The 11,575-nt window shown below is 73.0% G+C and carries 7 protein-coding genes; 3 read left to right on the forward strand and 4 right to left on the reverse strand.

The window, feature by feature from the left end; genetic code table 11:
* The first annotated feature begins 8 nt into the window (after positions 1-8).
* Positions 9-1,613, forward strand: a complete 1,605-nt coding sequence (locus KF823_09830) for an NAD(P)/FAD-dependent oxidoreductase (protein MBX3726205.1) — start codon at positions 9-11, stop codon at positions 1,611-1,613.
* A gap of 285 nt (positions 1,614-1,898) precedes the next feature.
* On the opposite strand, the gene KF823_09835 is transcribed toward KF823_09830, so the two are convergent.
* Positions 1,899-3,299, reverse strand: coding sequence for a hypothetical protein (locus KF823_09835; GenBank protein MBX3726206.1), 1,401 nt, complete (start codon positions 3,297-3,299; stop codon positions 1,899-1,901).
* A 282-nt stretch (positions 3,300-3,581) separates the two neighbouring features.
* On the reverse strand, positions 3,582-4,154 hold the full coding sequence (locus tag KF823_09840) for a sigma-70 family RNA polymerase sigma factor (protein MBX3726207.1): 573 nt from the start codon (positions 4,152-4,154) through the stop codon (positions 3,582-3,584).
* Positions 4,155-4,225: 71 nt separating this feature from the next.
* Here KF823_09840 and KF823_09845 point away from each other — a divergent pair, with 71 nt between their 5' ends.
* Positions 4,226-6,880 (forward strand): serine/threonine protein kinase, encoded by a 2,655-nt coding sequence (locus KF823_09845; GenBank protein MBX3726208.1) that lies wholly within the window; start codon positions 4,226-4,228, stop codon positions 6,878-6,880.
* 76 nt (positions 6,881-6,956) lie between these two features.
* On the opposite strand, the gene ubiB is transcribed toward KF823_09845, so the two are convergent.
* A complete protein-coding gene (ubiB, locus tag KF823_09850) occupies positions 6,957-8,609 on the reverse strand; it encodes a 2-polyprenylphenol 6-hydroxylase (protein ID MBX3726209.1) in 1,653 nt (550 codons plus the stop codon).
* Positions 8,606-9,250 carry an SCP2 sterol-binding domain-containing protein gene (locus tag KF823_09855; protein ID MBX3726210.1) on the reverse strand — a complete coding sequence of 215 codons (645 nt, stop codon included), beginning with the start codon at positions 9,248-9,250 and terminating at the stop codon, positions 8,606-8,608. Before KF823_09855 ends, ubiB begins: the two co-directional genes overlap by 4 nt.
* A gap of 196 nt (positions 9,251-9,446) precedes the next feature.
* Here KF823_09855 and KF823_09860 point away from each other — a divergent pair, with 196 nt between their 5' ends.
* Positions 9,447-11,501 (forward strand): hypothetical protein, encoded by a 2,055-nt coding sequence (locus tag KF823_09860; GenBank protein ID MBX3726211.1) that lies wholly within the window; start codon positions 9,447-9,449, stop codon positions 11,499-11,501.
* The last annotated feature ends 74 nt before the right edge of the window (positions 11,502-11,575 follow it).

Below are 11,575 nucleotides of genomic sequence, written 5' to 3' on the forward strand. Positions count from 1 at the left end.
TGACCGCCATGCGCGATGTCGTGATCGTCGGCGCCGGCCACAACGGCCTGGTCTGCGCCGCCTACCTGGCCGCGGCTGGGCTGTCGGTGACCGTGCTGGAGCGGCGCGGCGTGGTCGGCGGCGCGGCGGTCACCGAGGAATTCCATCCCGGCTTCCGCAACTCGGTGGCCTCCTACACGGTGTCGCTGCTGCAGCGAAGGGTGATCGACGATCTCGACCTGCACGGCCACGGCCTGTGCATCGTCGAGCGGCCACTGGCGAATTTCCTGCCGCTGCCGGACGGCCGCTACCTGAAGGCCGGCGACGGCCGCACCGCCGCCGAGGCCAGCAAGTTCTCGGCGCGCGACGCCGCCGCCCTGCCGGCCTATGCGGCGCGTCTGGACGCGATCGCCGACGTGCTGCGCGCGCTGGTGCTGGAGACGCCGCCGAACCTGCCCGACGGCGGCTGGCTGTCGGCGATCCCGCAGATGCTGAAGTCGGCGCGCCTGGCCCGGCGCCTGGCGCCGCTCGGCCTCGACGGCCAGCGCGAGCTGCTCGACCTGTTCACCCTGTCGGCCGCCGAGTACCTGGACCGCTGGTTCGAGGGCGAGGCGCTGCGCGCCCTGTTCGGCTTCGACGGCATCGTCGGCAACTACGCCAGCCCGTACACGCCGGGTTCGGCCTACGTGCTGCTGCACCACGTGTTCGGCGAGGTCAACGGCCGCAAGGGCGCCTGGGGCCATGCGATCGGCGGCATGGGCGCGATCACCCAGGCGATGGCGCGCGCCTGCGCCGCGCGCGGCGTCGAGATCCGCACCGGCACCGCGGTGCGGGAAGTGCTGGTCGAACGGGGCCGTGCCGCCGGCGTCGTGACCGACGCCGGCGGGCGCCTGCCGGCGCGCTGCGTGGTCTCCAACCTCAACCCGAAGCTGCTGTTCCAGCGCCTGCTCGACCCGACGGCGCTGCCGCCGGAATTCCTGGCACGGATCGGCCACTGGCGTTGCGGCTCGGGCACCTTCCGGATGAACGTGGCGCTGTCGGAGTTGCCCGACTTCACGGCCCTGCCGGGCACCGTCGCCGCCGAACACCACGGCGCCGGCATCATCCTGGCGCCGTCGCTGGACTACATGGACCGCGCCTTCCTGGACGCGCGCGCCCATGGCTGGTCGCGGCAGCCGATCGTCGAGATGCTGATCCCGTCGGTACTCGACGATTCCCTGGCGCCACCGGGCCAGCACGTCGCCAGCCTGTTCTGCCAGCAGTTCGCGCCGGAACTCCCGGATGGCAGGAGCTGGGACGATCACCGCGAGACGGTCGCCGACCTCATCATCGACACCGTCAACGACTGGGCACCGAACTTCCGCGCCAGCGTGCTGGGCCGGCAGGTGCTCAGCCCGCTCGACCTGGAGCGCGAATTCGGCCTGGTCGGCGGCGACATCTTCCACGGCGCGCTGTCGCTCAACCAGTTGTTCAGCGCGCGGCCGATGCTCGGCCATGCCGACTACCGCACGCCGGTGGCCGGGCTGTACCAGTGCGGCGCCGGCACCCATCCCGGCGGCGGCGTCACCGGCGCGCCCGGCCACAATGCCGCGCGCGAGATCCTGCGCGACCGCCGGCGCTGGCGCCGGGCCTGAGCGGGACGGTCCGGAGAGACGCCGGCCGCTCCTGGGCTGGGGCGGTAGGGCGCCTGGCTGCCGTGCCGGTCGGGGTTCGGCGCGGCCGACGTCCTGAATGACACTTTTTTGCCCCTTTCAGCGTTCAGTACTGTGGGAGCGGCAGGTCCCTCGCCGCCCCCGGTCCAGTCGCGGTGGCCGCCCTCCTCCCCTCCCGGCGGCCACCGCGCTTTTTTCCGGGCGGGCAGGCCCCGGACGGCCCCGCCGCAAGGCGGTGCCGGCCGATCGCCGCCTCTTGCGTCCGGGTTACTGGAAGGTCTGGAACCTGCTGCGGAAGATGCGCTCCCGATGCAGGACCGCCACGCCGAAGTCGAGGTCGGCAGGCGCCGCCCACAGCACGGAGCCGGCGAGGTAATAGCGGCCGCCGTGGTGGGCGATGGCCAGGCCGGTGTCCTGGCCACCCGAGGTGCCGAAGTCGATGGCGATCCTGCCCTGGGGTGCGTTGAAGCTGGTGTCCTGGCCACCCATCCTGCCGATCCGCACAGCGAAGAAGTCGCTGGGCACGCCGGGCGCCGGGGTGACCGTGCCCACCGCGACGGCGGTTCCGTCGGAGTGCTGGACCACGTCGTTGAAGACCAGGCTGCCCGAGGCATAGGTGTCGAAGCCGTTGTTGCCGAAGTCCAGACGCGGCAGGCCGTCGAAGCGGATGCTGCCGGCCATCCCGCGAAGGGTGCTGCTGCCCACGCTTTCCTGGCGCTGTCCGACCACCAGCGCGTGGGGGCTGTCGGTCTGCGGCATGGACTGGTCGAAGACGATGGCATTGAACTGCATGTCGGCCAGCTCCTCGCCCACCGAGTAGGTGCGGATGCCGGTGCCGTTGAGGGTGCCGTCCAGGCCGCCGGTGGCGTTCAGGCGCATGATCATGGCGTCGGTGTCGGTGCGGCCGTTGGCCACGGCGGCTCCGGCCAGCCAGACGCGACCGTTGCTCTGGACCGCCATCGCCTGGACGTCGTGGCGCTGGAAGCCCGTGGCCAGATGGAAGGCGCGGCCGTTGACGCCGAAGCTGGCGTCGAGCGTGCCATTGGCCAGCAGGCGCATCACCCCGGCCTGCACGAAGGTGCTGGAAAACCCGACGTTGCCGGCCAGGTAGATGCGGCCCTGGCCATCCACCGCGATGTCGCGCAGCACGTCGCGGTTGTCGCCGCCGATGTCGAAGGCCAGCGAGATGCAGGCAAGGCTGTTCGGATTGCCGGGAAAGGCCGCGAGCTGGCCACTGGCATTGAAGCGGCACACCGCGAAGTCGTCGTTGGTACCGGAGATCCGCCGCGAGCCGCCGACCAGCAGGGCGCCCTGGCTGTCGAAGGCGGCCTTCATGCCGGTGATCTGCGCGCCGGCCGCGGCCACCACGCGACCGTTGTTGCCGTAGCTGGTGTCCAGGGCGCCGGTGGGCAGCAGCCGGGCGATACCGATCTGGTTGTCGCCATTGGCGGCGACCACGGTGCCGACCAGGTAGACGCGACCCTGCGCGTCGACCACCACGTCGCGGCCGGCGTCCAGGCCAGTGGAGTGCAGATCGAAGGCGACCATGCGTCGACCGGTGTTGTTGAAGCTGGTGTCGAGGGTGCCGTCCAGCGGCGGCCCGGCGAGCGCGACGGTCGGCGCGAGCAGAGCCAGCGACAGGCAGGTGCGAAAGCGTGCGGTGATCATGGGAGACTCCAGACGGTGGATGGTCGACGCGCCAGTGGATCGCTGGCGAGGCGCCGGAAAGGCGTGCCTGGAGGGGGGTACGACGTGGCGGGGCATCAGGGATCAGCGGCCATGCGGCGTCGGGCCCGCAGGGTCGGTCGTGATCCCTTGCCGGTCTTGTCTGCGTAGGTAGGGCTGCAGGCGCGCTGATGCGCGAAGCCGCGGCATCGGCGCGTCCGCCGGATTCGAGTGCCGGGTGCTTGCCGCCGAGCCGGCGGGGCGGGAAGGCCGGGACGACCCGGGTCAGTCGGCGCCGGACAGTTCGCGCTGGAGGAACGCCTTGGCGGCGCGCGTGTCGCGCTTGACGGTGGGCTCCGAGACGCCCAGCAGCTCGGCGATGTCGCGGACCTCCAGGCCCGCGAAGAAGCGCAGTTCGACCACCTTGACCAGGCGCTCGTCCAGTGTCGCCAGCTTGTTCAGGGCATTGTCGATGGCCAGCAACTGCTCGGCCTGGGCGTCCACCGGCAGCACACCGCCCTCGATGCTCTCGAGGTCGACATGCTCGGCGCCGCCGCCGCGACGTTCGGCGAGACGGGCGCGGGCGTAGTCGATCACCACCTGGCGCATGGCGCGTGCGGCGGTGGCGTAGAAGTGCACGCGGTTCTGGTAATCCAGGCCGCTGCGGTTGAACAGCTTGAGGTAGGCCTCGTTGACCAGGGCGCGGGTGTCGAGGGTGGCGCCCCGACGATGGCGCGCCAGCTCGGCGCGTGCGATCCGCAGCAGGTCGTCGTAGACCAGGGCCAGCGCACGGTCCCGTCCCTCGGGGCTGCCTGCCTCTGCGAGCGCTCTCGTGATCGGGGGTCGCGGCGCGTCCATGGGCCGATGGTAGCGTCACGCTGGCGCCATTTGCTACGTTGTCCAGGCAGGGAGCGGACCTTGGGGGCGCGATGACGGATTCCGACCAGGCGCACCGGTGGCAGCAGGTGCGGGCGCTTTTCGACCAGGTCGCCGATTGCGATCCCGCGGACTGGCCGGCGCGGTTGCTGGCGCTGTGTCCGGAGGACGAGCGGCTGCGCGACGAGGCGCTGGCGCTGCTGGTGGCGGACGCCGCGGTGACCGGCGGCGCCACCGGGGTTTCCGGCAGCGCGCCGGACCTGCTTGACGCCTTGCTGCAGGCGGGCGCCCCGGAACACGATCCCTGGCCCGGTCGACGGCTCGGACCCTGGCGGATCCTCGAGTGCGTCGGCCGCGGCGGCATGGGCCGGGTCTACCGGGCGCGCCGCGAGGATGGCGATTTTGCCCAGCAGGTCGCCATCAAGCTGGTCGACCAGGTCGGCGACCAGTCGGCCGTGGCGCGCCGCCTGCGCAGCGAAAGGCAGATCCTGGCCGGTCTCCAGCACCCCAACATCGCCGGCCTGGTGGACGGCGGCATGGCCGACGACGGCACACCCTGGTTCGCCCTGGAGTATGTCGAGGGCGAACCGGTGACCGACTGGTGCGACCGCAACCGTCTGACCGTGGAGGGGCGTCTGAAGCGGTTCCTGGCCGTCTGTGCGGCGGTCGCCCATGCCCATGAGCGGCTGGTCGTGCATCGTGACCTGAAGCCGGCCAACATCCTGGTCGGTTCCGACGGCCAGGTGAAGCTGCTCGATTTCGGCATCGCAAAACTGCTCGACGGCGACGAGGGCGACGCTGTCGCCGGCTCGACCGTGCTGCGCGCCTTCACGCCCGCCTATGCCGCACCGGAGCAGATCCGCGGCGAGCCGCCGACCACCGCCGTCGACGTCTACGCGCTGGGCCTGTTGTTGCACGAACTGCTCACTGGCCGGCTGCCCTGGCGGGGCGAGGACCGCAAGCGAACGGCCTCGACCGGCGATGCCGACCCCCAGAGGCCGAGCAGCCAGGTGCAGCGGACGGCGCCCGTCGACGCCGGCACGCCAACGCCCGAGCAGGTCGCCAGCCAGCGCGACACCACGCCGGCACGGCTGCGCCAGCGCCTGCGCGGCGACCTCGACGCGATCGTGATGAAGGCGCTGCGGCCCCAGCCGGCGCGTCGCTACGATGGCGTCAGGGCATTGGCCGAGGATGTCCGCGCAGTCCTGGAGCGTCGCCCGGTGGCGGCGCGGCAGGGCGGCACGCGCTACCTTTTCGAGCGTTTCCTGGCCCGCCATGCACTGGCGGCCTCGCTGGCGGTGCTGGCCGGCGTGTCGCTGCTGACCGGCGCGGCCGTCGCCCTGCACCAGGCTCAGGAAGCGCGCGCGCAGCGCAATCAGGCCCAGGAACAGGCGAGGCGCGCCGATGCCGTGGCGGATTTCCTGATCGGTGTGTTCCGGGGCGCCAACCCCCGCCTGACCGATGGCCGCGATCCGCCGGCCAGCGAGCTGCTGGCACGCGGCGCCGAATCGCTGCTGGCGCGCGAGGATCTGGACGGTGCGACGCGTGCCAACCTGCTGAACATGATGGCCAGCGTCCACATCGACCTGTCCCTCTACACGCAGGCGCTGGCACTGGCCGAACAGGGACTGGTCTCCGCCCTGGCGGCTGGCGAACCGAGGCTCGAGGCCGCCAGCCTGACCATGCTCGGGCGTGCCGCCAACAATGCCGGGGATCGCCCCGCGGCGGCGGCGCACCTGGAGCGTGCCTGGGCGGTGGTCCGGGAAGCGGGCATCGACGATCCCGACCTGCTCGACGTCATCGACCATGTCTCGACCGTCGTGCACAACAACCTGCGCGATCTGCCCCGCGCGCTGCACCACCTGGAGCGGACCATCGCCCGTGCGCGCGCGCGCGGCGCGCCTGTGGCGACCCGCAGCGTGCTCATGTACAGCACCGTGCTCAATGCCCTGGACCGCGCGGGCGAGGCCCTGGCCGTGACCGGTCCGGCGCTGGCGGCGGCGCGGCAGCAGGCCGGCCTGTCCCGCCACGATCTCGGCACCTTGATCAGCGCCCATGCCTTCGCCCTGCTGCACGGCGGCTCGCCGGAACAGGCCGAAGCGCTGTTCCGGGAGTCGCTGGCCATCAGCCAGGAGGTGGAAGGGGCAGGCTCGCATGCGGCGATCACCGACCTGCACAACATGCGGGCCGCGATTGCCGCCCAGGCACGCCATGACGAAGCCGTCGAGCTCGCCCGCGAGGTGCTTCGACTGAGCCGCCTGCATCCGACCATAGGGGCCGCACAGACATCGCGCTCGCTTGCCTGGGCCGGCATCTCCGAAGTCGATGCCGGCAATCCCCTGGCAGCCCTGCCCCTGTTCGAGGAACTCTTCGACCGCGATCCGACCCTTTCGTCCATGCAGCCCAGGGTCCGTCTGCTGGTCGCCGTTGCGCGCGCGCAGGCGCTGGCGGCAGCGGGCGACTGGCCGCACGCCTGGCAGGTCGCGGACCAGGCGCTGTCGGCCGGCGGCAGCGACGGGGCCCAAGGACCCCTGGCCCTGGCGACGCTGCGTCTGGTGCGTCTGCAGGCGCACCAGGCCGGGCAGGCGGGGCCCAGCGACGACTGCGACTGGCTGGCCGAGCCGGGCCGTGCGCTGCCCGACGACACCGGCTGGCGCAGGCAGCTGCGCGCCGCCCTGGTCCAATGTCGCGGCCCTGGCGCCTCCTGAAAGGCCCGTCGACCGCCGGACTGAGCACTTGCCGCGCCGCCGATGCCGACCCACGCGGGGTCGCGGCAGGCGGGGCTCAGCCTCGGCGCAGGGCCATCAGCGCCGTCAGCGCGGCGATCAGCGTCGCCAGGCCCGGCAGCACCGGCACGCCGGCCACCACGGGCGACGGCGCGGCACCGGCCTGCAGCACCGCCGCGCCGATCGCCGCGCCCGCGGCCAGCATCGCCCAGACCAGCGCGCGCCGGCCGCGCTCGGCGCGCGCCGACTGCGCCTGCCGGTCCAGGCGCTGCAGGGCCTGTTCCTCGCGCATCGTCTCCAGCGTCTCGCGCGCCAGGCGCGGCAGCGCCGGCACCTGCTCCAGCCAGTCGGGCACGCGGATCCGGGCGGCGCGCAGCAGCGAGCCGACCCGGCCGTACTGGCGCTGCATGATGTCGCGCAGCACCGGCTGCGCGACCGCCCAGATGTCGATCTTCGGGTCCAGCCAGCGGCTCAGGCCCTCGACGTTGAGCAGGGTCTTCTGCAGCAGCATCAGCTGCGGCTGCAGGGTCAGTTCGTAGCGCTGGGCCATGCGGAACAGCTTGAACAGCACCTCGCCCAGGTTGATTTCCGACAGCGGCCGCGTGAAGTAGGGCTCGCAGACGGCGCGCACGCCGGCCTCCAGCGCCTCGACGCGGATGTGGCGCGGCATCCAGCCGGCCTCCAGGTGCAGTTGCGCGACCCGCCGGTAGTCCATGGTGAACATCGCCATGAAGTTCTCGGCCAGGTAGCGCTGGTCGACCGGCGACAGCGAGCCGACCATGCCGAAGTCGAGCAGCACGATCACCGGCTGGGCGCCATCGCGCGGCTGGATGAACAGGTTGCCGGGATGCAGGTCGGCGTGGAACAGGTTGTCGCGGAAGACCTGGGTGTAGAACAGATGGATCAGGCGCTCGGCCAGTCGCCGGCGGTCGATGCCGGCGCGCTCCAGGGCGGCCAGGTCGCCGATCGGGATGCCTGCCATGCGCTCCAGGGTCAGCACCGACTCCTGGGTCAACGGCCAGTGCACCTTCGGCACCGCCGCCTCGCCGCCGCCGTTCCAGATGCGGCCGATGGCGCTGGCGTTGGCGCCCTCATGCTGCAGGTCCAGCTCGTTGGCCAGGGTCGCCTCGATCTCGGCGACCACCTCGCGCGGCCGGATCCTGTCGGCGCGCGGATGCCGGCGCTCGACGAAGCCCGCCACTGCACGCAGCAGCTCCAGGTCGCGCGCGACCAGGCGGTGGACGTCCGGGCGCAGCACCTTGACCACCACCTCGCTGCCGTCGTGCAGGCGGGCGGGGTGGACCTGGGCGATCGACGCCGAGGCCAGGGCAGTCTCGTCGAAGGCGGCGAACAGTTCGGTGACCGGGCGGCCGAACGCCCGTTCGACCTGGGCGCGTGCCAGGGCACCGTCGAAGGGCGCCACGCGGTCCTGCAGGGCCGCCAGCTCGTCGGCGATGTCGGGCGGCAGCAGGTCGCGGCGGGTCGACAGGATCTGCCCGAACTTGACGAAGATCGGGCCCAGGTGTTCCAGCGCCAGGCGGGCGCGCACGCCCGGCGGCAGCGCCTCGATATCGGCGCGGGCACGACCGGCCAGCGGCCGCAGCCAGCGCAGCGGCGCCGGCAGCGGCGCGCTGAGTAGACCGTCGAGCCGGTAGCGCAGGGCGATGCGCAGCAGGCGCAGCGCGCCCAGGGCGACCCGCGGCGCACTCATCCGCGCGCGGCCTGGTCGAGCCGGGCGATGCGTGCCGCCAGGCGCTCGACATCGTCGCGCAGCCTGTCGACCTCGCCGTTGAAGTCGTCGATCTCGGCGCGTGCCGCCACAAGGCGCGCCTCCTCGGTGGCGAACTCGGCGGCGCTGGCGGCGAGGTGCCCGGCCTGTCCGCGCACGTAGGCCAGGGCCGAGGCCAGGCCGCCTGCGACCTGCGGTCCGATGGTCGGCCCCAGCAGGTCGACGAACGGCAGGCTCCAGTCCGGGTCGAAGCCGGTCAGGGCGCGCTCCAGCACCCGCGCCAGATCGAGGTCGCCCTCGATGCGGGCGCCGGTCGGCAGGCCGCGCTCGGCCTCCGGCCGCGCCAGCCAGGCCAGCAGCGCGGCCGGTTCCATGGCCAGCGACAGGTCGGCAGGCCGGTCGTCGTCCGGCACCGGGCGCACCCGGCCGCCGGCGATCGCCAGGCGCAGGCCGCGCGGCGCGCCGCGCAGGGCCAGGCGCAGCTGGCGGCCGTCCAGGCGCGCGAGCAGCGGGTCGCTGCCGGCATCCAGGCGCAGCAGCCGGCCCAGCGCGGATTCGACCAGGCCGGCGAGGGCGTCGAGCAGGCGGACGTCGGCGCCCGGTTGCGAAGCGGGTTCTTGCATCCGGCGATTCTATCCGCTCGTTGCGTGAGGACGGCCGGAACGGCAGCGGTCCGGTGCCGCCCGGGTCCTGACGCGCGGCACGGCAGCGTCAACAGGTCCGGCCCGCGACCCCCAGCCGGGCATCACCTGAATCGCGCCGCGCCGCAGCCGCACCCGGGCGTGACCCCAGGCGCCCGGGTCTGCGATGATCGGGCGCATGTCCCGCCTGCTGATCGCGCTGTTGCTGGTCCTGCTGCTGCCCACGGCCCATGCCGCCTGGGAGCGCGAGGGCCAGTTGCCGTCGGGCGCGATCTTCAAGGTGGCGGTGCCTGAAGGCTGGCAGCCGGGCGATGGCCTGGTCGTCTTTCAGCGCGATCTTGCCCTGGAGCCCGACCGGATGCCTGGACTGGGCCCACTGGCGGCGCGCCAGCTGGCCCAGGGCTGGGCGGTGGCCAGCACCGGCTATAGCCAGGCCGGCTGGGCGCTGTTCGCCAGCGACCGCGACAACCGGGAGTTGCTGGAGCGCTTCCGCGCCGAGGTCGGTGCCCCCGGCCGGGTGCTGGGCTATGGGCAGGCCATGGGCGGCCTGGTCGCCCTGCAGATGGCCGAGGATCCGCTGCTGGCGGTCGATGCCGCGCTCGCACTGTGTCCGGTCGCGGCCGGCCACCGTGCCTGGGAGTCGGCGCTCGACCTGCGGCTCCTGTACGACCAGGCCTGCGCCGGGGTCGAGGGTGGCGCGCTGCCGATGGCGGCGGACCGACCCTGGCTGGTGCCGCCCGAAGACCTGACGCCGTTCGGACTGGAGCGTGTGGTGCTTGCGGCCAATCGCTGCCTGGGCATCAACCGCGAGGCCTGGCGGCGCGACCCGGGCCAGCAGGCCCGCCTGGACATGCTGCTGGATCTGACCGGCATCGCCGATCCGGCCCATCTGCTGGTCGCGCTCGGCCATGCCACGCTCGGCCTGTCCGACCTGGTGCGCGATCCCGGCAAGCTGGCCGGCGCCGACGCCCTCGGCAACCAGGCGGTCGACTACGGCCCGGCCAACGTCAACGCGGCGATCCGTCGGGTGCCTGCCGATCCCTTCGCGGCGCTGGCGTTCCGCATCCAGGCGGGGCTGCGCGGCGGCAGCACGGCACGCGCCCTGGTCGTGCATGGTGCCGCCGACCCCTTGCTGCCGGCCGGCCACGTCGACTGGCTGGCGCAGCGCTGGCCGCCGGCCAGCCTGGCCAGCGTCGTCCTCGACGACACCGGCCAGCGCGCCTGCGACATCGCTCCGGCCGAGTTGGCCGCCGCCTGGGACGCCCTGGTCGCCTGGGGTGGTTCCGGCGCCGCGGCGCCCGACGGCATCGAGATCCAGGCCCGCTGCCTGGCCGCGGTCGAGGCCGGCGAGGGCGACGGCCCGTGCCGGATCGCAACCGGGGAGCTGGCCGACCGGACGCCCCGGCTGCTTCCCCGCAGCTCCGGTCCGGGGGCCCTGGACGCACGCTTCAACGGCCACTGGCACGATCCCGACCGCCCCGGCGAAGGCTGGTTGCTGGAGCTGCTCGACGACCGCTCCGCACTGGTGTACGGCTTCATCGCCCCGGCCAGCAGCGAGCACGCCGAGCAGCGCTGGCTGATCGGCACCGGCCTGGTCTCCGAGGACGGCATCCTCGTCGAGGCGGCCAGCACGATGCGCGGCGGCACCTTCGCCGGCAACCCGGCCAGCGGTGCGCCGCAGAGGGTTCCCTGGGGTCGCCTGCAGTTCGTGTTCGACGACTGCGGCAGCGCCCGCCTCCGCTACCAGGGTCCCGAGGGTTACGGCAACGGCGAGCGACGGCTGCTGCAACTCGCCGGCCAGGCCGACCACGCCTGCGGCGACGACGTCGGCAGCGGATCGGGACCGGGTGCGCTCAGCGGCAGCTGGTACCAGGCGGATCAGCCGGGACACGGCCTGGTGGTCAACGTCGGCCGAGACGGCGCGGCGTCCGTCGCCTGGTTCGGTTATGACCCGGTCAGCGGCGAGCAGGCCTGGCTGTTCGGATCCGGCCGCGTGGATGCCGTCGGCGAACTGGTCGTCGAGGACGTGGTCCGGCCTTCGGGCACCCGTTTCGACCGCTTCCTGCCGGCTGCGCTGGCACAGCCGCGCTGGGGCAGCCTGCGCCTGCGCTTCCACGGCTGCGACGCAGCCGTCCTGAACTGGCAGGCGGAGGAGTCCGCCTGGGGGGCAGGCGAGCTGCCCCTCACCCGGTTGACCCGGCCGGTCGGCCTGGGCGACTGCGGACTGCGCTGAAGCCGCTGCGGGCATTGCCGACGAACCCGCAGCCCCGAACCATTCCCGTCCTGGTCCGCGTTCTTCCCGTCGCC

This window comes from Lysobacterales bacterium, assembly GCA_019634735.1.
GTDB lineage: Bacteria > Pseudomonadota > Gammaproteobacteria > Xanthomonadales > UBA2363 > Pseudofulvimonas.